Below are 19,372 nucleotides of genomic sequence, written 5' to 3' on the forward strand. Positions count from 1 at the left end.
AAACGGTTAACCAATTATTTGACGTTTGGTCATGAATCCGGCAGTGCTCGCGCCCTAATCACCCAACTTTGCCCCATTCTTGCCACATCAATTGATTATTAACGAACGGTGGCATTCCCAAAATCGGCTGCCGCATGCCCTTCGTGGCGCTGATATTAAATTGTGACATTTGAATGAGTTTTAGAGTTCGCTGGGACCATCTGCGGGGTTAGAAATATGGAAAATCACACGACACGCGGGAAAGCCGCTAGCAATGTGACCACCAATGTTATCAAAGCGCCTTTCGCGAGAGCGCTTCGATCGGCGACTCAATTCCGGAGAAACAACGACGGATCTCTGACTCTCTTCTCTATGTTCATGTTCGTTATCATGTTGCTCGTGTCGGGCATGGCCGTAGATGTCATGCATCTCGAGACCCAGCGGACCCGCGTTCAATACGCTGCCGACCGCGCGATCCTAGCAGCGGCCAGCCTTGAGCAGGACCTCGATCCAGAACTTGTTGTTCGCAACTATTTTGAGACCAGCGGTCTTGGAAATATCGATCTTGTGATCGACCACGAAACAATCAGCTCTGGCGGCCAGCGCAACTATCGCCGTGTGTCGCTCGAAACTGGCGTTTCCATTGACACCAGCTTTATGGGCCTTGTTGGCATCGAAACCCTTTCCGCACCATCGGCCTCAACTGCGGAAGAGGGCATCACAGACGTTGAAATTTCGCTGGTCGTCGACGTATCCGGCTCGATGGGGTACAATTCCGCAACCGGCAACACAAAGCTTTACGAACTTCAGCAGGCGGCCAAAGAGTTTGGTTACGCGATGCTGTGTAACCCAACAGACCCTAACAGAGAGCAGTCTTGTACCGTAGAGAACGGTCGCGTTTCGCTTTCTATTGTCCCTTATGAAGAACAGGTTGATATCGGTTCGGACCTTGCCTCGCAGTTCAACCTTCGCGCAGATCACGATTATAATAACTGTGTCGACTTCACCTCTGACGAATTCAGCCAAACAGCTGTAAGCCCCTCAGCGGAGCTTGACCGAGCGGGTCACATCAACCGATACAACACAAATCTAAGCAGCAGTAGTTCACGCGTTTGCGACGATGTCTGGGACAACGGGCAGCGAGCGATTCAGCCATTGCTGTCCGACTACAACGATGTAGATGACTTTATTGACGACCTTTACGCAACCGGCTCAACCTCGATTGACATGGGGATGAAATGGGGCGTTGCGCTACTAGATCCAGCAGCACAACCCGCAATTTCCGCCCTCACTTCCGGTGACGGAGCCCCGATCGATTCAGAGTACGCCCAGCGCCCATTTGCATATGGAGAGCGTAACGCGTCGAAGGTTATCGTGCTGATGACAGACGGTAAACATGAAGGTCGTGGACAACTGCGCAGCAGCAAGAAAAGCGGCCCCTCAGTTGTATGGCAGGACAAAACCGAAGGCTTCCTTGGAATTTACTATTCTCAATATGACGAATGGTATTCCTTCGTGGAAGACGGTTATGGCAACGACAAAAACGTATGGCTGGATTTTGCACCCGGTACTTACGAATGGGATTGCTGGAGCTACTGGTCTGGTGGCAGAAAATACAAGGATTGCGGCTATCGGACAGACAAGCCAAAGCTTCAAGACGAAAATGGCGACCTTAACAACACCAAGCAGCTCAGCTGGCCCGAAGTTTGGATGATAAAAGGTACAAAGTGGGCTAAGAACTACGGTGCACTTGGTCGGCAGAATGCACACTTTACAGTGCAGCCTTCTACCCAGGATACAAATCTTTATAATTCCTGTAACGCTGCCAAGGCCGAAGGCATGCTCATCTTTACCATCGGTTTTGAGGTACACTCAGATTACCTTGACGTGATGCGCACGTGTGCAAGTACACCAAACCACTTCTTCGATATTGACGGCACCGAGATCTCCTCGACCTTTGCGACAATTGCTAGCCAGATCAACAGGTTGCGACTGACACAATGATACGTTTAGGGCACTACATTACCAAGGCATTCCGCCGGTTCCGCAAAAGCGAAACAGGGAACGTTACGATTGAATTCGTGATCCTGTTCCCGATGTTCATGTCGCTTTTGCTTGGGTCCATTGAGGTGGGCGTGATTAAGACACGGCAAGTGATGCTAGAGCGCGCTGTGGACCTTGCGGTTCGTGACCTGCGCCTTGGAACGTGGAATCCGCCAACACATAACGAACTAAAAGAGCGCATTTGTTCTGAGACCCGCGTTATTCCAGATTGTGAAGACGTGATGCTGATCGAGCTTCGTCCGGTCAGCACATTGACTTGGGAGCCACTCGGAGCAGCAACAACCTGTGTTGACCGCGCCGAAGAGGTGCAACCGGTCACGCAGTTTGAAGGTGGCGACCAAAACGAAATGATGTTGGTTCGGGTCTGTGTAATCGTCGATCCGTTCTTTCAATCGTCGGCCTATGGTCTGGACCTACCTAAGCACGATCAAGACGGTGGCTATGCGATTGTATCCACCTCTGCTTTTGTGAACGAACCGAACTAGAACGGGATGAATGGCATGAGTACCCTCAAAAAATTCACACCCAAGTCGCTCCGACGCTTCGCCAAACGAGACGAAGGATCAATGTCTGTTGAAGCGATCCTTATGTTTCCGCTTCTGACGTGGGCCTATGTCGCAACTTTTGCGTTTTTTGATGCCTTTCAGGCCCGCAGTGTAAACCTGAAGGCCACCTTTACTGTTGCCGACATGATCAGTCGCGAACTTAACACCGTGGACGCTGATTACATTGACGGACTGCTAAAACTCTTCAATTCTCTCGCTGACTCCGCTGACGAAGAAACTTGGCTACGCATCACGTCAATTCGGTGCGTGTCCGATTGCGACATCGGCGACGAAAACCCGCGCGTCCTGAGCAATGAGTGGTCATATGCAACAGGCTCAACCCCTGCCCTCACTCAGGAAACGTTGATGTCATTCGACGGCGCAATTCCTGTTATGCCAGAAGACGACTACGTATTGATGATCGAGACGAATATGTCCTATCAGCCAACATTTAACGTCGGTCTGCCCGTTCTTGAGATGAACGAGATCGCGGTCACTCGGTCGCGATTTGTGCCGCGTCTATGCTGGGAAAGCTGCAACTCTTAAGCTGCAGGTCGTCATCAAAAACTAATTTTCAGTTTGGTGCCGCGTCGATAAAGCGACGAGCATTTCGGCCATGTTTTTTGTCTGGCTCGCATGAAGCACACCGCCAACCCCTACGCGTTTTCCAACACGCCACCATAGCCCCGGAGCCCACACACGCGATTGCCGTTCTTTGGTCGAAACCATAAAGCCGTTCGAAGGTTTGAACGCGAATACGCCTCGCTCTACCGATTTGATGTTATCAATTGCGACCATCAACTTCCCGTCGGAACAATACATCCCCTCTTTGGTAAGCCGGATGGAACAAAGTGTTGCACGGCGAAACATCTCGGCAACTACAAGATCACCAACAGCAACGAGTATTAGAAATGCCAGCCATTTGACATCAGAAGGTGGTGTCGCAGCCGCGATATAGAGAAGTATTGCTCCAAAGGAATAAAGAACACCGAGGCCGAAATACCGCCGCGCAACAGATGCTTGGATAACCGCAAGCGTTTCATTTGCGTCAACCTGCTCAAGGTTAAGCGGATCGTTCATGCCGAAATCCTTCTTCTCGCCTGAATTCGTTTTTCTCACGACGCATGCTCTAGCTTGGTTCCGCGAAGAAGAACAGAGAGAAGCATGTCACGCCGAGGAGTTCTGCGCGAAAAACCACAAACGCTGTGCAGAAAGTGCAGTTTTCCACAGAGCGGTGAACACTATGTTATGCTCAGATGACAAAGGAGTACTGTTATGTCTCTTCGACCTATTCTTGATACAACCCAAGCCGTCCCGACTATTGAGGGCGCTGGCGTCCACCTTCACAGGGCTTTCGGCTTTCAGAACCCCGATATGCTTGACCCATTCCTGTTGTTTGATGATTTCCGAAACGACGATCCGGAAAAATTCAAAGCAGGATTCCCGTGGCATCCGCACCGTGGGATCGAAACTATAACCTATGTACTCTCTGGCGCGGTTGAGCACGGTGACAGCCTTGGCAACACCGGCGTACTCGGCGCGGGCGACGTTCAATGGATGACCGCCGGATCGGGCATCATGCATCAGGAAATGCCTTCCGAGAACGACGCAGGGCAGATGCATGGCTTCCAACTGTGGGCAAACTTGCCTGGCGATCTCAAGATGACCGCACCGCGGTATCAGGATGTCAAAGGCAGCGATATACCAGAGATCATTGATGACGATGGCACGCGCGTCAAAATCATCATTGGCGAATTTTGGGGCAAGCGCGGGCCTGTCGATGGTATTGCCGCCGACCCACAGTATCTGGATATTTTCGTGCCAGCGGGCGTACGTAAAACCTTCAAAGTCGACACCTACAGACGGGCCTTTGCGTATGTATTCGAAGGTGAGGGAAAGTTTAGCGATGCTTCTAGCCCGACAGGCGTCCTCCTTGAAAAAGAGGTGCGGGGTCAAGAGGTAAATATCCGCGACATGTCCGGAAACCGCACGCTTGTTCGATTTGGCACGGGCGACGAAATCAGCGTTCAAGCTGGCGAGAAAGGACTGCGGTTTTTGCTGGTATCTGGCGCGCCGATCCAAGAGCCCGTCGCTTGGCATGGCCCAATCGTGATGAACACGCGCGAAGAATTGCAGCAGGCTTTTTCTGAGTTGCGCAACGGAACATTCATCCGACCGGCGCATTGATCTAATAACACTTGAGGGCGTGCACCGCGCGCCCTCTTTCATTTTAAGTGATGGCTAAACGCTTGCCCCAACTGCATTCATCGCCATTTGGGCATAGATATCAGCCACCTCTTGCTGGCTCATGCGACCATCCGCGCGGTACCATGTATTCACTCCCGTTAGCATTGCGATCAACGCCATTGTCGCCAGCTTACTATCGGCAACCGTAAATGCGCCCGCTTCCACTCCACGCTTGACGATATCTTCCAAACGCGCCTCATACCGCCGCCGCATTTCTTCGATCTTCGTGAAATTTTCCGGCTCTAGATTTCGCAACTCCATATAGGCCACGAAAACAGCTTCGGGGCGTTCTATATGAAATGCGATGTGAAAACGGGCGAACGCGTCGAGCTCTGAACTTGGGTCGTCAACGGGAGGAAGTTGTTCGAGCGCTTCGAAAAGCTCATCCATGTGGGATTTCATCAGGTCAAACAGCAGTGACTGCTTATCTTGCGTATAAAGATAGAGCGCCCCCGCCTGTACGCCGACCTCTTTTGCGATCTGTCGCATGGAAACCGCTGCATACCCGTGCCGAGCAAACAGCGTTAGAGCCGCTGTTCGGATGCGTGGGCCGGTTATCTTTGAGTGTGAGCCTGTTTTTCGTGCCATACCGGCACATTAAATGAACGACTGTTCATTGAAAAGCACCCACGAGATCACGACAGCAACTTGTATCATTTTCTCCTACTTGCCCAATCACGATACAGCCCTATATTCGGTCTTATTGCTATGTCAGGGGGCCGCTTTGCGCCATTCAATCAGTCTTGGGGTTATTGTTTGCGCTATGCTAAGCGCATGTTCCCCGCCTCCTGTGCCGAAGACGCAATTCTCTGAAGCTGTGGAAGCCACGGAGTACCCCAGTCTAAAGCCGCTCGGCACGCTGTTGAAAGACGCTGGGGATGTGACAGCAGAGCCTGCTGAAATTGGCGGAACAGACAGCCTCAGGAACAGAGCAAAACAGATCAGCGGGCCTGTGATTGATCCAAAAACGAAATCAGAGCTTGCTGCGGCAGTTGAGCGACATTCCTCGCTATAGCCTCAAAGCCACATTCGAAAACGGCAACACGCGTTGCAAGTCTGGCGATTCCCCGATAACAGACGCAAAGAAAATCAACATTCTTGCCCTAAGGAACGCTTTCTATGCTCCCTCCTCTTCGTCTTGGTATCGCTGGCTTGGGCACCGTCGGCGTGGGTGTGGTCAAAATCATTCGCCAGAAAGCAAATCTGCTCGCAGATCGCACGGGGCGACCGATTGTTATTACCGCGATTTCCGCGAGAACGCGTGACAAGGATCGCGGCGTCCCCCTTACTGATTATGCATGGGAAGACGATCCCGTTGCGCTCGCTAAACGCGACGATATCGATGTGTTCGTAGAGCTAATGGGCGGAAGCGACGGCCCTGCCAAAGCAGCCACAGAAACGGCACTCGCAAATGGCAAAGACGTTGTAACAGCAAACAAAGCACTGCTTGCGCTGCACGGGCAAGCGCTCGCAGAAGCAGCAGAAAGCGCCGATCAAGTGATCCGCTTTGAAGCTGCTGTTGCAGGCGGTATTCCTGTGGTCAAAGCCCTTACCGAAGGGCTTGCAGGCAATGATATCACGCGCGTGATGGGCGTAATGAACGGCACCTGCAACTATATCCTAACTCGCATGCAAAGCGCCGGCCTTGCTTATGACGAGGTATTCGAGGAAGCAAACCAGCTTGGCTATCTCGAAGCCGATCCAAATCTTGATGTGGGCGGCATTGACGCCGGACACAAGCTTGCATTGCTCTCTGCTATCGCATTTGGAACCAAGGTGGATTTCAAAGGTGTCGAGCTTGAAGGCATTCAGCGCATCACCATTGACGACATCAACCAAGCCGCTGACATGGGCTATCGGATCAAGCTTCTCGGAGTCGCGCAAATGACTGGTCGCGGCCTCGAACAGCGCATGTCCCCTTGCCTTGTTCCCGACAGCTCGCCGCTCGGGCAGCTTGAAGGGGGCACAAATATGGTCGTTCTCGAAGGTGATCAGGTCGGCCAAATCGTTCTGCGCGGAGCAGGTGCGGGCGAAGGCCCAACTGCAAGCGCTGTTATGTCGGATATCATCGATATTGCACGCGGCATTCGCGTACCCACTTTCGGGAAACCGGCAAAAGGCCTCGCACAAGCGACATCGGCAAAAGCGAGCGCTTCTGCGCCCTATTATCTGCGCTTCCAGCTTTTGGACAAGCCTGGCGCACTGGCAAAGATTGCCGCTTCGCTCGGACAAGCGGGCATTTCGATCGATAGGATGCGCCAGTATAGCCATGAGGCAGATGCGGCGCCTGTCCTAATCGTGACCCACAAAACAACACGTGATGCGCTCGAAGCGGCGCTTGCGGCGTTTGCTGAAACAAATGTATTGGCGGCAGAACCTGTCGCTATTCGCATCGAAGCCGTCTAAACTAGGTTATATTGGCCCATAACCTGTTTTGACCCCAGTAATAGAGAGCACTGTAATATATGGCAAAAGCCGACTTTAACGACCGAATGTTGTCGCTGGGCCTCGCCCGCGTATCCGAAGCCGCCGCATTGGCCTCTGCTGACCTGATCGGTCGCGGAGACGAGAAAGCCGCAGACCAAGCCGCCGTCAATGCCATGCGCGAGCAACTCAATATGCTCGACATTAACGGCGTTGTTGTCATCGGTGAAGGTGAACGTGACGAGGCTCCAATGCTGTATATCGGCGAGGAAGTCGGCAGTGGCGATGGCCCTGCGGTTGATATCGCTCTCGACCCGCTCGAAGGCACGACGCTTACCGCGAAAGATATGCCCAACGCGCTTACCGTTATCGCCATGGGGCCGCGTGGCTCAATGCTGCATGCGCCAGATGTCTACATGGACAAGCTTGCGATCGGCCCAGGTTTTGCACCTGACACAGTTACGCTCGAAATGAGCCCAAGCGAACGCGTCTATGCTCTCGCCAAAGCCAAAGGATGCAAATCCAAGGACATCACTGTTTGTGTTCTGGAGCGTCCGCGCCACGTTGAGATGTTGAACGAACTTCGCGAAACTGGCGCTGCTATTCGCCTGATTACCGATGGCGACGTTGCTGGCGTGATCCACTGTGCGGAGGCCGACATTACCGGCATCGACATGTATATGGGGTCCGGTGGCGCACCCGAAGGCGTTTTGGCTGCTGCCGCGCTGAAGTGCATGGGCGGACAGATTTATGGCCGTCTTGTATTCCGCAACGCTGACGAACGCGCACGCGCAACGCGCATCGGCATCGAGGATTTTGACCGCATCTATACCCGCGACGATCTCGTGACAGAGGATGTTATTTTCGCGGCGACCGGTGTTACCGATGGCTCTGTTGTGTCTGGCATCAAACGCGAAGTTGGCTACCTGACCACAGAAACGATCCTCATGCGGTCAAAAACCGGTTCTGTTCGCCGGATGATTTACCGCAACCCAACTAAATAAATAGCAAAATCGCGCCTTGCTCATGTCAAACAGATTGCCAGCAAGGCGCATTTACACATAGGTTTCGGGGTATGGGTGATTTTCTAAATGTTTCCAACTCCCTGAGTGGACGACGCTGGGTCGGACCAAATGCTGAAACAGAGCGCGCAGCGCTTCACCTAGAACAGCAAACCGATTTAGCCGCACCATTGTGCCGAATATTAGCGCAGCGCAGCGTTACACCAGAAACAGCGAAACAGTTTCTTGAGCCCACACTGCGCGACCTCCTGCCCGACCCACATCAATTGCTAGATATGGAGAAAGCGGCGCGCCGCTTCCTCAAAGCGGTTCAGTCGAACGAGAAAATCGCAATCTTTGCGGACTACGACGTTGATGGTGGAACATCCGCTGCCCTTCTTATCGACTGGCTCAGACAGATGGGGCGAGAAGCCACGCTATATGTTCCCGACAGGATCGACGAAGGATATGGGCCAAACGACGAGGCCATGGCCAAACTTGCGGCCTCTCACGACCTGATCGTCTGTGTTGACTGCGGAACCTTGTCTCATGGTCCGGTTAAGGCCGCCGTTGGCGCTGACGTGGTCATCCTTGATCACCACCTCGGTGAGGAGACGCTTCCAGACGCCGTAGCTGTTGTTAACCCGAACCGGCAAGACGAGAGCGGCGAACTTGCCCATCTTTGTGCGGCTGCGGTTGTATTTCTCATGCTCGTTGAAGCAAACCGGCAGTTGCGTAGCGGCGGGGCGAAAGGCCCTGACTTGATGGCGATGCTCGATCTTGTCGCCCTTGCAACTGTGGCGGATGTTGCGCCCTTGATCGGAGTGAACCGAGCTTTGGTACAGCAAGGCCTTAAAGTTATGGCCCAACGCAACAGGCCCGGGCTTGTTGCACTCGCAGATACCGCCAGAGCGGATTCCGCACCTAATTCCTATCACCTTGGCTTTCTCTATGGGCCACGCGTAAACGCAGGGGGCCGCATCGGCAAAGCGGACCTTGGCGCACGGCTTCTTGCAACGAATGATCCCTCCGAGGCCGAGGCACTTGCTCAGAAACTGGACGAGTTAAACACCGAACGCCGCGAAATCGAAGAGTCCGTTCGCGCAGCGGCGCTTGAACAGGCCGAAAGCCGAGGCATAGACGCACCGCTCGTCTGGGCGGCTGGTCAAGGGTGGCACGCAGGTGTTGTTGGAATCGTGGCGTCGCGCCTGAAGGAGGCTACAAATCGCCCAGCAATCGTGATTGGCCTGAACGACGGTGAAGGCAAAGGCTCTGGTCGATCGATTGCTGGCGTTGATCTTGGTGCATCTATCCATCGGCTCGTGACTGAGGGGCTCCTCCTCAAAGGCGGCGGACACAAAATGGCCGCGGGCCTTACCGTTGCTGAAGACAAACTCGAAGCAGCGATGGAGCGTCTTTCCGAGCTTCTCGCAAAACAAGGCGCGGGTGACGCCGGACCGGCTGACCTACGGCTAGATGGGCTCTTGATGGGCGCAGGTGCCACCGTTGAACTGGTTCAAGACATCGAAAAGGCAGGTCCCTTTGGTGCTGGCGCCCCTGCCCCGCGGTTTGCCTTTCCAGACCAGCAGATCTTTTTCACCAAACGCGTTGGTGAGAGCCATCTGAAGCTGACATTTGGTGACGGCATCGGCCAACGCATCGAAGCAATATGTTTCGGCGCATTCGACAAACCGCTTGGTTCAGCACTTGAGAATCACAATGGCGCGCGTTTTCACCTCGCTGGGCGCTTGGAAATCAACACTTGGGGTGGTCGGCAAAAAATCCAGCTGCGCCTCGAAGATGCCGCCGCCGCATCAAGCGCCTAAATATATGAAAAACATATACAAATACACGAACTGCGATTTTTTTTGCATTTCTGTTAAAAAGCCTCTTGCGCAGGGCAAAAGCTTTGCCTAGAAACCGCCTCACAGAGTAAGTGGCCCGTTCGTCTATCGGTTAGGACGCCAGGTTTTCAACCTGGAAAGAGGGGTTCGATTCCCCTACGGGCTGCCATTTCCTCCCTCTAAATTGTTGATTAGACAAGATATCGCTCAACGCATCCGTGCGCATGAGCCGATTGATCAATGCACTTTCCAAAGTCGACATACTGATTTGCGCATACCAAAAATGGCGACATGTTTCAGTCGCCATTTCATGTTCTTATCGATTGTTAAGAGGCACGAAGCCATTGGCGCAGAAGGCTAAATTTGGCTAACCTTCTGTGTGTTTAGGCGTTTTAGCAACTGTTCAAGCTCGGCTTGGCTGACGTCGTCAATCTTTGCGGTTGGCGGACGTACACGCGGACTACGGAAGACATTAGCCTGACACAAAAGCGTCTTGTGTACGTGATAAAACATATCCGCCCCCTGAAAGCCCAGCCGGCTCACAGGCAAGATACACTCCTCCAAAATGGCTGCAGCTTCGCCCTCATCTCCCGCTTCTAGCGCGCGCCAGACAGCCATAAAGACTCCAGCCTGACTAGCAAACGGCATGGTACCGCGCGCGCCGCGTCTGTGCTCTTCGATGAGCGTTCCGCCTCCTGCGCCACCAAGCACTGTAAGCTTATCCCCGACCACATCCACCATCGCCGAAACCTGCGCAACCGTCGGGTTTGTTTCAACTTTGATGGTGTCCACGAGCGGCACTTCTTCTGCGATTTTCAACGCCAATGCCGGCGAGATCGGTGACTGTGGCACATCCTGAAGTATGATCGGCAGCTGGGCTGCTTCTGCCACTGCCGAAAGATGCTCAATGACCGAGTCTGGCCCCGTAGCAAAAAAATCTGGTGGCCAGATCATAAGGCGCGAGGCCCCTGCTTCCGCTGCTTCGGCTGCAAGTTGTACCGCTGGCGCTGTGCCAGGGGCGGACGTGTTCATAACAACGGGAACGCGCCCATCAACCTGATCCACGACAGCACGCAAGACTTCGCGCCGCTCTTTGGGGGTGAGCTTGAAAATCTCGCTACCGATGGCAATACCAATGCCGGAAACCCCGGTATTGAGGGTCGCATCGACCTCAATTCGTAAGCTACCAAAATCAACGTCAAAGTTGCTGTCAAACGGTGTTAATAGAATAGGAACAATGCCAGTTAGTCCGGACATTTAGCTCTCTCCGATGTGGTTTCAAAAGCGAAGACTTCGCTCAAAGGTGTGTGTTTGGGGCGATTGCCGGCTTCAGTTTCCATCAGCGGCGCCATTTTGCTCCACCAGCGGTTCATCAACTCAGACGGCGGCTGCTCGGCTGTTGGAAACGGCTCGGCCCGCTCCTGAAATGCAAAAATTGTGGTTCCGGTGCGAAAAAGGTAGTAGCGGATGATGCCACTTTCCTCCATCTGGCGCCGCATCTCGGGCCAGATTTCGGCATGAGCGGAATCGTAGGCCTTCTCTGCCCCTTCTTTGATTTGCATGCTCCAGCTGCGGCGATAAAGCGTCATGTCGCCACCGTATTGTCGTTGATGTGATCCCATATGATTTCGTAACCAAGGCCAGGCGCACTCGGCAGCGCCACATAGCCTTCGTCATCCATCGGGTCGCAATTCCGCTCCAAATAGGGGTGCGGCGCATCATAGTTAACCCCGGGTGCAAGAAGCCCCTTCTCATACCACTCGCTGGTGTCTTCGGATGTCGCTCCCATGACCTGCAGATTGCCCCAACCTGCCATGTGAATTTCGCAGCGCTGCCCATAGGCTTCGCAAACAATCGCGGTTTTCCGACATCCGGTTACGCCACCGCGACGAATATCCATGCGGCTCATGTCTGAGGCGCCGCGCAAAATCCATTCTGCACGCGTAAATACGCCGCCCGCCGCAATTTCTGGCGCGAGAATTGGAATTGAAAGTTCGCGGCAAAGCCGTACGTAGCTTTCAACTCGATATTCCGGCATTGGATGCTCGAACCAGTAATAGTCGTTCTTTTCCAGTTCGCGCCCGACCTTGATCGTTTCTTCGAGCGTGTGATACGTGCCCCAAACGTCGTACATCAAAACCATATCCGGCCCGACAGCTTCTCGGACGAGGTTCAAAGTTTCGATATCGGCTTTGATGTTGGACGGGCGCCCCTTGGTCGGCTTTCCAGTATCTGGGTTCCAAAAATAGTGGGGATGAATTTTATAGGCCTTGTACCCTTCGGCTTTGCAGGCAAGCGCGTGTTCGGCATATACCTCTGGCTTGCCAATATTTGGATAGGTTGAGGCATAGGCGGGCACCTTGTCGCGTGCGCCCCCCATCAATTTGTAAACAGGAAGCCCCGTTGCCCGCCCTGCTAAATCCCACAGAGCGCAGTCAATCACGCTTTGGGCAACTTCCGGCAGATTTGCGACCCACATCCATTTCCAAATTGCTTCACGATCAAACGGGTCTTCGCCAAGCAATAAATCACGCACGCGACCTTCGATGAGACGTTGCTCATCCGGCGTCATTCCATCTTGGTCGCCGTGCTTGCCGCCACCAAAGAAATAGCCCGTCAGCCCTTCATCAGTATCAATACACGTTACAGTCTGACTTACCTCGGCGTTGGGTTTGAGCCGTCCATGGCCGATATCCCACCGATCCGCATGGGTGCGGAATCGGATCACCCTTACGTCGCTGATTTTCATTGGGCTTGACCACCTTCAGCGAGTGACCGCTCCGTTTCGGAGTCAAAACAGTGCAGCTTGCCTTCGATCACTTCGAAGAACACTTGATCCCCGACCGAATGCGTTATGCGGTCGCGTGTGGTCATGATGATGGCTTCATTTTCTGTCCGAAGCGTGAGTTGGGTCTCTGCGCCTGTCGGCTCGATCAAGGCGACCTTCGCAGCGATACCCTTCTCGGCAAGACGAATGTCCTCCGGACGGAATCCGGCGATGACCTTTTGACCAGAAGCAACCGTGGCATTCGGTGTTCCGAGCAATTCTTGTGTGGTTGTCTTGAGTGCTTTCCCATCACCAACAGCATCAATAAAGTTCATAGCGGGCGAACCGATAAACCCAGCCACAAACACGCTGGCAGGATTGTCATAGAGCTCGATTGGCGAGCCGATTTGCTCTACATGTCCGCCCCGCATTACAACGATTTTGTCAGCCATTGTCATGGCCTCGATCTGGTCGTGTGTTACATAGATCGTGGTGGTCTTGAGGCGCTGGTGCAGCTCTTTGATTTCCGAGCGCATTTGCACACGCAGCTTTGCATCAAGGTTCGAAAGCGGTTCATCAAAGAGAAACACTTTCGGGTCACGTACGATCGCTCGACCCATCGCAACACGCTGTCGCTGACCACCGGAAAGCTGGCGCGGGTAACGATCTAGCAGAGCGTTCAAATCAAGAATTTCTGCTGCGGCCTTAACCTTTTTGTCGATCTCTTCCTGAGACTCCTTGGCCAGACGCAACGAAAAGCCCATGTTCTTGGCAACCGTCATATGCGGGTATAGCGCATAGTTCTGGAACACCATGGCGATGTCGCGCTCTTTGGGCACGAGGGTGTTAATTACCGTATCATCAACCGAGATCTCACCGTCGCTGATGGTTTCCAATCCTGCGATGGAGCGAAGGAGCGTAGACTTACCGCACCCCGACGGGCCAACCAGAACGGTGAACTCACCATCCTTAATGTCGAGATCAATTCCGTGCAGCACTTCGACCGCGCCATACGATTTCCGAATATTTCTGAGTGTGACAGATCCCATTGGTTTACCCTCTCTTGGTGTCAATTGCGGCGCCGTCAAAGGCTTCCAGTGCATAGTTTGGCGGGCGATTGCCAGCCGGATTGCGGGGGATAGGCACATGCCCATCCGTAATTTTCGGGCGCGGGCCCATAAGTTCGTAAAGAAGGGACTCTTCGCCACGATCCACACATTCAACAAGCGCGCCGCCCTGACGTGTGGCCGCAAGCGCAAGTGCCCAAGGCTGTTCGCATGTGTTGTGCAAGATCACCGGAACCTTTGCCTCATTGGCCAGATCAAGGATCTCAAGTGTCTCGGTAATCCCACCAGCCCAAGCAACATCGGGCTGCAATATTCCGACAACGCCGGTCCGCAACAAATCCGCGCAATCGGCTTTGGAAAACGCGAAGTTTCCAAGAGCCAGCGAGATTTCTGGATCCAGCCCATCGCGAATTTTCTGCAAGCCCTCAACATCCTGCGGATGAATCGGGTCTTCGATCCACGCAATTGGAATGTCCTTCATCGCCTCTGCGAAACGGAGCGTGTAATCGGCATCCCACGCAAGGAACGCGTCAATCATGATCGGCACATCAGGGCCAGCCGCTTCTGCAAAACGCTTCATCAAGGCAACATTGGCCTCTAGCCCCTCGCGTCCGGATTCCGGACCGTAAGGCGCCGCAGCTTTTAGGCCAGCAGTAGCAATTCCGTCGAAAGCCTCGGGCCGTGAGGTCGTCATGTAAACAGGAAGCCGTTCGACTTTAGAACCGCCAAGCTGCTCCAGCAGCGTTCCTGCTGACAATTTCGCCTGTAAATCCCAAAGCGCGATATCAACTCCGGCAACGGCCATCATGGCAAAGCCAGATCGGTCATTTGGCAGGAGCGCCGCTGACATTTGTGCATTCAGAGTGGCAATATCTTCGCAGACCTCCCCTTCCAGCAACCGCGCCAGATGGCTGTTAATGATAAGCTCAACAACCTCCCCGCCGTTCGTGCACCCCCAACCAACGGTGCCGCTCTCGTCCTCAACGCGAACGAACACCTTTTTTGTTGGCCACATCCAGCTTGCGCGTTGCTCGGCAAACCGCGCAAACTTGGACATAGGAGAGGCAACGCGGGAGGTTTGGAGCTTCTGGTTATTGAAGCCACAATCCACCGCCCGTGCCATGATCGAGGTGATCTTCATCCTTTCACAGCCCCGGCAAGAAGGCCGCGTGTGAAGTAACGCTGTCCGAAGAGGAAAATCAGCATGATCGGCAAGGCCACAATCGTCGCGGCGGCACCAACGTACTGGAATTCCAGCGTGAAGAGTTCGACAAAGCTGGCAAGCCCGATTGTTACGGTCTTGTGCTCATTTGATTCAAGCAGGATCGAAGCAAAGGCAAATTCAGACCACGCGCCAACGAAGTGCCACATCGCAGCAGTAATCAGCGCAGGCGTAGCCAGTGGAAGAACCACCATGACCATGCTTTGCAAGCGGCTCGCACCATCCATCATCGCGCTTTCTTCAAGTTCGCGCGGAATCTCGCGGAGGCTAGACGCGATGATCCATGTCGCAAACGGCAACCCGAAAGCAGAGTAAAGAAGCACCAATCCGATCAAACTATCCTGAAGACCCAGCATGCTCATGAGGCGATATGTGGGAAGCAAGAGTGCTGCGCCTTGGAACATTCGGCTGATGAGTAGCCCACCGAGTATGAGATCGCGGCCCGGAAAGTTTAGTCGAGCGAAGGCATAACCGGCGAGCGTTCCAAAGATCAGAACGATGATTGTCGAGCTGACAGCAATGAAGAAGCTATTGCCGATAAGCTGTGGCCAATCAAGGAGCTGGCCCTTTTGGTGGGTCGGCGAGAACAGTGCCTTATAAGCTTCCAGTGTCGGCGCTTCGGGCCAGAAGGAGATTGGCAGTTGCGCCAGTTCAGGCTGTGTCTTGAAGGAGGCCAGGAAAAGCCAGAACACCGGAAACAAGACGTAGATCGAGATAACGAGGCCAATAAGACCAAGCATGATCCAATTAAGTGTACGCGGTTGTTCGTTCATTTCGATGCCTCCGAAGCCCAGGAGCGGCGGTTAACGTAGAGATAGAGAGCGACGATCGACACCAGCATCACGAGATTGATCACGGACATGGCGGAAGCAACGCCCCAATTGAAGAACTCGAAGCTCTGCTGATAGATGTATGTCGCCATGATTTGGCTGGCGTTTGCAGGGCCACCGCCCGTCATGATCCACGGCAGCGCGAATTCAGCGGTGATCCAGATCATCGAAATGACGGTCACAGCAGTTAGCGAGAATGCGATATTCGGCAACGTCACAAAGCGGAAGCGCTCTACGGCATTCGCGCCATCCATTCGCGCAGCTTCAACCTGATCGTCAGGGACAGCGCGGATCGCAGCGCACAGAATGAGTGCAACGAGCGGCATCTTACGCCAAACAAGCACCACCACGAGCATCCACATCACTAGCTTCGGATCGCCCATGAAGGAGATGGTTCCTTCGGTAAGCCCTGTCGATTCAAGGGTTTGACCAATGATTCCGACTTGACCGTGAAGCATCCATTTCCAAGCCATTGCGGTGACCACATCAGGCAGCACCCAAGGCAAAAGGATCAGCGCGCGCAGCCATCCGGTAACTTTAGAGTCAATCGCGAGATATGCGCCGACCCCTAGACCGACACTTACGCAAAGTAGCGTGCCGCCAAGGATCCAAATCGCGGTATTTTTGAGTACCAACCCGAAGACCGGATCGGCCCAAAGGGCACGGAAGTTATTCAACGTGCCAAAGCCGCGTTCCTGCCCCATCACAACCTGTGTGAGGCTAAGAGTTGCAACATTGTAGGTGGGCCCGACGACAAATGCCAAGACAGCGGCCACTACGGGCAAAATTAGAGCATACGCCAGAAAACGATCGCTTTTCAGCATCGTCGGGCCCTCCTTTTTTCGTGTGTTTACTTAATTAGCCGCGGATCAGATCAATCTGTGCCTGAGCAGCGGTTGTTGCTTCGTCCAGCGCTTCCTGAGGTGTTTTCTGTCCCAGAACAGCCTGCTGGATCGCAGTACCAAGAGCGGATTCAATCGCAGAAACCCCGATAAAGCGTGGCATCGGTGCAGCGCCCGCAAAGAGCGAACCCTCTTCATACGACTTAACCCAATTCGGCCATGCCTCTTTAAGCTCGGCATTGTCCCAAGCCGCTTTGCCAGCTGGGATACGCGCGATTTCAGGCTGACCGCCCCAGATTTCAAGCTGATCGTCCTGTGACCAGAAATCGAGATACTCGACCGCGGCTTCCGGATTCTCCGAACGCGCTGAAACCATGAGCATTGCGGTGCCGTCCATAATTGCGTTGACCGGCTCAAAGCTGCCAGTTGGCGTATCTGGGCGCGGCATCGGAACGCCTGTCCAACGCACATCATCATTCACGCCCCAAGGTGTATTGAGCCAAGACAGACCAATCCACATCGCCGAACGCCCCTGCCCAAACAGCTGCGCCGTATCGCGGAAGAAGGTTTCGGTGAGTGACGTGGACGCTGGGGTAGAACCATCAGCAATTACATCCACATAGAACTGAAGCGCGTCGACCACACCAGGATCATTCAGAGTGACTTTTCCGCTCTCCTCATCAAAGATCCGACCACCGTTTGCATAGGCGAGACCTTCAAAGATGTTGATATCAACCGGAGCTGTAGTTGCAGGGAACGCCAATCCAGGACGGTCTGGTTTGGTCATCGCTTTGGCATATTCGCGCAATTCGCTCCATGTTTCAGGTGGACGATCAAAGCCTGCTTCTTCCATCGCATCGAGGTTGATCGCAAGGAAGCTCGCCATGTCTACATATGTTGGAAGCGCATAAAGCTTACCATCATGCATACCTGACTCGAATACCTCCGGAACGATACGCTCTTTCCATTCGGCGATCTTGTCACCCGCAATATCATCCAGCGGCTGAAGCATGCCAAAGCCAGCAAACTCTGGAATATCCTGACCAAATGCGATGATCACATCCGCAAGGCGGTTCGTTTGGAAGCCCGCGAGGATTTTCTGGCGGCGAATCTGTCCGTTGAAATAGGAGTAGTTCAAACCGACATCTGGGTTCGCTGACGTAAATGCATCATTACGCAGAGCCCACTGCTCTACTTCCTGAGGTGTCCCGCCGAATTTCCACACCGAAATCTCGCCGGACGCTGCACGCGCGTGATTCAATGGCAACATCGAGACTGCGCCAGCAGCCGTAGTTGTTCCCAGGAATGAGCGACGACTAATTGAGTTCTTCATATATTCCTCCCTTTGACGCAATCTGCGCTTCTCCAACACAATGATGTTCGTATATCATTGCTTATTGACGGACGTTATTGGCAATGATACTCGTATGTCAATGGAAATTTTCTAAGCCTCTTGCGAAGCGTGAACACTGCTCCCAATGTACGCCTAAGCAAACAAGAAACACCGAAAGGCTCTCTAATGGCGGAAAACAAAAACAAAAAAGTGACGCTCAAGGATGTGTCAAAAGCGGCTGGGCTTTCGCTTATCACAGTCTCGCGCGCACTTCGTCAGCCAGAGACAGTTCACGAAAAAACTCGCGAGAAAGTCCAGAAGACTATCGAAGAGATCGGATACATCCCGAATCTTACCGCGCGATCTTTGGTCTCACAGCGCTCTGATATGATCGGCGTTGTTGTCCCGATTCTTGCAAGCTCGCTATTTGCAGACTTTGCACAAGGTATCAGCCATATTTTGGAGCCTCGCAAACAGCAGATGCTTTTGGCGGTCAGCGACTGGTCCCCGAAGAAAGAAGAAGAAGCCGTCCGAACTTTCATCGCGCGCCAAGCTGATGCGATCATTGTAACGGGCTTCTCTCATACAGATGCGACCCGAAAGCTCTTGGCCAACTTTTCTGGCCCTGTCGTCGAAGCTTGGAACCTCAACAAGCAAGTCACAGATAGTGTGGTTGGTTTTGACAACTATGCCGCTGCGGTCGACATGACTCGCTACCTGATAGATCGAGGGTACGAGGATATTGTCATGGTCGGCGGCCACTCCGAACACAACGATCAGGCCGCTGACCGAACGCGTGGCGTCATGGATACGCTTCGCGCCGCTGGACGGTCTGTTGATGAATCAACGGTTATCGAATTTGAAAACCCAGCGACCATCGATGCCGGCGTCAATCTCATGAAGAACTTGATGGCGCGTAAAAAGCGTCCTGATGCGCTCTTTTTCCTCGCAGAACTTCCCGCACAGGGCGCGATGCTTTGGTGCCAATCAAACGGCGTTTCCGTGCCTGACGAGGTCGCGATTGCAGGGTTTGGCGATCTTAGCATGTCCTCACTCCTGCCGGTTCCATTAACGACAGTTCAAATTCGTGGCCGCGCAATCGGTCTTCAATCCGCTCAATTGGTTATCGACCGCCTTGATGGCGAAGTAACCGAACCGGCAATTCACGACATCGGCTATCGCCTTCAAATCAGGCAAAGCACATGAG

Annotated in this window: 19 protein-coding genes and 1 tRNA gene; 10 read left to right on the forward strand and 10 right to left on the reverse strand. The window is 53.6% G+C overall.

The genetic code is table 11. The features are described from left to right. The first annotated feature begins 216 nt into the window (after positions 1-216). Genes N9C89_RS10290 through N9C89_RS10300 form a run of 3 tightly spaced genes read left to right on the forward strand, consistent with a single transcriptional unit; the run spans position 217 to position 3,134 of the window. Entirely contained in the window at positions 217-1,983 is a 1,767-nt protein-coding gene (locus tag N9C89_RS10290; protein ID WP_263953791.1) for a TadE/TadG family type IV pilus assembly protein, read from the forward strand. After that, the gene (locus N9C89_RS10295) at positions 1,980-2,528 is read left to right on the forward strand and encodes a TadE/TadG family type IV pilus assembly protein (protein WP_263953793.1); all 549 of its coding nucleotides are present in this window, start codon (positions 1,980-1,982) and stop codon (positions 2,526-2,528) included. Before N9C89_RS10290 ends, N9C89_RS10295 begins: the two co-directional genes overlap by 4 nt. Positions 2,529-2,543: 15 nt before the next feature. Next, a complete protein-coding gene (locus N9C89_RS10300; protein WP_263953794.1) occupies positions 2,544-3,134 on the forward strand; it encodes a TadE/TadG family type IV pilus assembly protein in 591 nt (196 codons plus the stop codon). Between the two features lie 21 nt (positions 3,135-3,155). Here the strand turns inward: N9C89_RS10300 and N9C89_RS10305 are convergent, their stop codons facing one another. Then, positions 3,156-3,668, reverse strand: a complete 513-nt coding sequence (locus N9C89_RS10305; protein ID WP_263953796.1) for a hypothetical protein — start codon at positions 3,666-3,668, stop codon at positions 3,156-3,158. Positions 3,669-3,863: 195 nt separating this feature from the next. Between N9C89_RS10305 and N9C89_RS10310 the strand changes: the two genes are divergently transcribed. Continuing rightward, positions 3,864-4,775, forward strand: a complete 912-nt coding sequence (locus N9C89_RS10310) for a pirin family protein (protein ID WP_263953797.1) — start codon at positions 3,864-3,866, stop codon at positions 4,773-4,775. Between the two features lie 54 nt (positions 4,776-4,829). Here the strand turns inward: N9C89_RS10310 and N9C89_RS10315 are convergent, their stop codons facing one another. Further along, the gene (locus tag N9C89_RS10315; protein ID WP_263953798.1) at positions 4,830-5,423 is read right to left on the reverse strand and encodes a TetR/AcrR family transcriptional regulator; all 594 of its coding nucleotides are present in this window, start codon (positions 5,421-5,423) and stop codon (positions 4,830-4,832) included. 136 nt (positions 5,424-5,559) lie between these two features. Between N9C89_RS10315 and N9C89_RS10320 the strand changes: the two genes are divergently transcribed. The 5 genes from N9C89_RS10320 to N9C89_RS10340 all read left to right on the forward strand — a co-directional run bounded on the left by N9C89_RS10320 (position 5,560) and on the right by N9C89_RS10340 (position 10,273). Continuing rightward, the gene (locus N9C89_RS10320; protein WP_263953799.1) at positions 5,560-5,850 is read left to right on the forward strand and encodes a hypothetical protein; all 291 of its coding nucleotides are present in this window, start codon (positions 5,560-5,562) and stop codon (positions 5,848-5,850) included. A 104-nt stretch (positions 5,851-5,954) separates the two neighbouring features. Continuing rightward, positions 5,955-7,241 (forward strand): homoserine dehydrogenase, encoded by a 1,287-nt coding sequence (locus N9C89_RS10325; protein ID WP_263953800.1) that lies wholly within the window; start codon positions 5,955-5,957, stop codon positions 7,239-7,241. Positions 7,242-7,300: 59 nt separating this feature from the next. After that, the gene (gene glpX, locus N9C89_RS10330) at positions 7,301-8,263 is read left to right on the forward strand and encodes a class II fructose-bisphosphatase (RefSeq protein ID WP_263953801.1); all 963 of its coding nucleotides are present in this window, start codon (positions 7,301-7,303) and stop codon (positions 8,261-8,263) included. A gap of 71 nt (positions 8,264-8,334) precedes the next feature. After that, the gene (recJ, locus tag N9C89_RS10335; protein ID WP_263953802.1) at positions 8,335-10,086 is read left to right on the forward strand and encodes a single-stranded-DNA-specific exonuclease RecJ; all 1,752 of its coding nucleotides are present in this window, start codon (positions 8,335-8,337) and stop codon (positions 10,084-10,086) included. 112 nt (positions 10,087-10,198) lie between these two features. Next, a tRNA-Glu gene (locus N9C89_RS10340) sits at positions 10,199-10,273 on the forward strand. 188 nt (positions 10,274-10,461) lie between these two features. On the opposite strand, the gene N9C89_RS10345 is transcribed toward N9C89_RS10340, so the two are convergent. The 8 genes from N9C89_RS10345 to N9C89_RS10380 are packed head-to-tail and all read right to left on the reverse strand — an operon-like array spanning position 10,462 to position 18,165. Continuing rightward, the gene (locus N9C89_RS10345; RefSeq protein ID WP_263953803.1) at positions 10,462-11,361 is read right to left on the reverse strand and encodes a dihydrodipicolinate synthase family protein; all 900 of its coding nucleotides are present in this window, start codon (positions 11,359-11,361) and stop codon (positions 10,462-10,464) included. Further along, the gene (locus N9C89_RS10350) at positions 11,349-11,693 is read right to left on the reverse strand and encodes an L-rhamnose mutarotase (protein ID WP_263953804.1); all 345 of its coding nucleotides are present in this window, start codon (positions 11,691-11,693) and stop codon (positions 11,349-11,351) included. The genes N9C89_RS10345 and N9C89_RS10350 overlap by 13 nt, the downstream gene beginning before the upstream one ends. After that, the gene (locus N9C89_RS10355) at positions 11,690-12,853 is read right to left on the reverse strand and encodes an enolase C-terminal domain-like protein (RefSeq protein ID WP_263953805.1); all 1,164 of its coding nucleotides are present in this window, start codon (positions 12,851-12,853) and stop codon (positions 11,690-11,692) included. The genes N9C89_RS10350 and N9C89_RS10355 overlap by 4 nt, the downstream gene beginning before the upstream one ends. After that, on the reverse strand, positions 12,850-13,920 hold the full coding sequence (locus tag N9C89_RS10360) for an ABC transporter ATP-binding protein (protein WP_263953807.1): 1,071 nt from the start codon (positions 13,918-13,920) through the stop codon (positions 12,850-12,852). The genes N9C89_RS10355 and N9C89_RS10360 overlap by 4 nt, the downstream gene beginning before the upstream one ends. A gap of 4 nt (positions 13,921-13,924) precedes the next feature. Then, entirely contained in the window at positions 13,925-15,079 is a 1,155-nt protein-coding gene (locus N9C89_RS10365) for a mandelate racemase/muconate lactonizing enzyme family protein (RefSeq protein WP_263953808.1), read from the reverse strand. Further along, the gene (locus N9C89_RS10370; protein WP_263953809.1) at positions 15,076-15,933 is read right to left on the reverse strand and encodes a carbohydrate ABC transporter permease; all 858 of its coding nucleotides are present in this window, start codon (positions 15,931-15,933) and stop codon (positions 15,076-15,078) included. The genes N9C89_RS10365 and N9C89_RS10370 overlap by 4 nt, the downstream gene beginning before the upstream one ends. Continuing rightward, positions 15,930-16,814, reverse strand: coding sequence for a carbohydrate ABC transporter permease (locus N9C89_RS10375; RefSeq protein WP_263953810.1), 885 nt, complete (start codon positions 16,812-16,814; stop codon positions 15,930-15,932). Before N9C89_RS10375 ends, N9C89_RS10370 begins: the two co-directional genes overlap by 4 nt. Before the next feature lie 34 nt (positions 16,815-16,848). Further along, positions 16,849-18,165, reverse strand: a complete 1,317-nt coding sequence (locus N9C89_RS10380) for an extracellular solute-binding protein (protein WP_263953811.1) — start codon at positions 18,163-18,165, stop codon at positions 16,849-16,851. Between the two features lie 186 nt (positions 18,166-18,351). Between N9C89_RS10380 and N9C89_RS10385 the strand changes: the two genes are divergently transcribed. After that, positions 18,352-19,371 carry a LacI family DNA-binding transcriptional regulator gene (locus N9C89_RS10385; protein ID WP_263953812.1) on the forward strand — a complete coding sequence of 340 codons (1,020 nt, stop codon included), beginning with the start codon at positions 18,352-18,354 and terminating at the stop codon, positions 19,369-19,371. Position 19,372 lies beyond the last annotated feature (1 nt).

Source organism: Halocynthiibacter sp. SDUM655004, from assembly GCF_026015885.1.
Classification (GTDB): Bacteria; Pseudomonadota; Alphaproteobacteria; order Rhodobacterales; family Rhodobacteraceae; genus Falsihalocynthiibacter; species Falsihalocynthiibacter halioticoli.

Bases quoted from the DNA above. Each gene is read 5' to 3' on its own strand.
- N9C89_RS10295 (WP_263953793.1), top strand. From the start codon at position 1,980: ATGATACGTTTAGGGCACTACATTACCAAGGCATTCCGCCGGTTCCGC.
- N9C89_RS10370 (WP_263953809.1), bottom strand. From the start codon at position 15,933: ATGAACGAACAACCGCGTACACTTAATTGGATCATGCTTGGTCTTATT.
- N9C89_RS10360 (WP_263953807.1), bottom strand. From the start codon at position 13,920: ATGGGATCTGTCACACTCAGAAATATTCGGAAATCGTATGGCGCGGTC.
- N9C89_RS10290 (WP_263953791.1), top strand. From the start codon at position 217: ATGGAAAATCACACGACACGCGGGAAAGCCGCTAGCAATGTGACCACC.
- N9C89_RS10375 (WP_263953810.1), bottom strand. From the start codon at position 16,814: ATGCTGAAAAGCGATCGTTTTCTGGCGTATGCTCTAATTTTGCCCGTA.
- N9C89_RS10345 (WP_263953803.1), bottom strand. From the start codon at position 11,361: ATGTCCGGACTAACTGGCATTGTTCCTATTCTATTAACACCGTTTGAC.
- N9C89_RS10385 (WP_263953812.1), top strand. From the start codon at position 18,352: ATGGCGGAAAACAAAAACAAAAAAGTGACGCTCAAGGATGTGTCAAAA.
- N9C89_RS10350 (WP_263953804.1), bottom strand. From the start codon at position 11,693: ATGACGCTTTATCGCCGCAGCTGGAGCATGCAAATCAAAGAAGGGGCA.
- N9C89_RS10325 (WP_263953800.1), top strand. From the start codon at position 5,955: ATGCTCCCTCCTCTTCGTCTTGGTATCGCTGGCTTGGGCACCGTCGGC.
- N9C89_RS10365 (WP_263953808.1), bottom strand. From the start codon at position 15,079: ATGAAGATCACCTCGATCATGGCACGGGCGGTGGATTGTGGCTTCAAT.
- recJ (WP_263953802.1), top strand. From the start codon at position 8,335: ATGGGTGATTTTCTAAATGTTTCCAACTCCCTGAGTGGACGACGCTGG.
- N9C89_RS10305 (WP_263953796.1), bottom strand. From the start codon at position 3,668: ATGAACGATCCGCTTAACCTTGAGCAGGTTGACGCAAATGAAACGCTT.
- N9C89_RS10355 (WP_263953805.1), bottom strand. From the start codon at position 12,853: ATGAAAATCAGCGACGTAAGGGTGATCCGATTCCGCACCCATGCGGAT.
- N9C89_RS10300 (WP_263953794.1), top strand. From the start codon at position 2,544: ATGAGTACCCTCAAAAAATTCACACCCAAGTCGCTCCGACGCTTCGCC.
- glpX (WP_263953801.1), top strand. From the start codon at position 7,301: ATGGCAAAAGCCGACTTTAACGACCGAATGTTGTCGCTGGGCCTCGCC.
- N9C89_RS10310 (WP_263953797.1), top strand. From the start codon at position 3,864: ATGTCTCTTCGACCTATTCTTGATACAACCCAAGCCGTCCCGACTATT.
- N9C89_RS10380 (WP_263953811.1), bottom strand. From the start codon at position 18,165: ATGAAGAACTCAATTAGTCGTCGCTCATTCCTGGGAACAACTACGGCT.
- N9C89_RS10315 (WP_263953798.1), bottom strand. From the start codon at position 5,423: ATGGCACGAAAAACAGGCTCACACTCAAAGATAACCGGCCCACGCATC.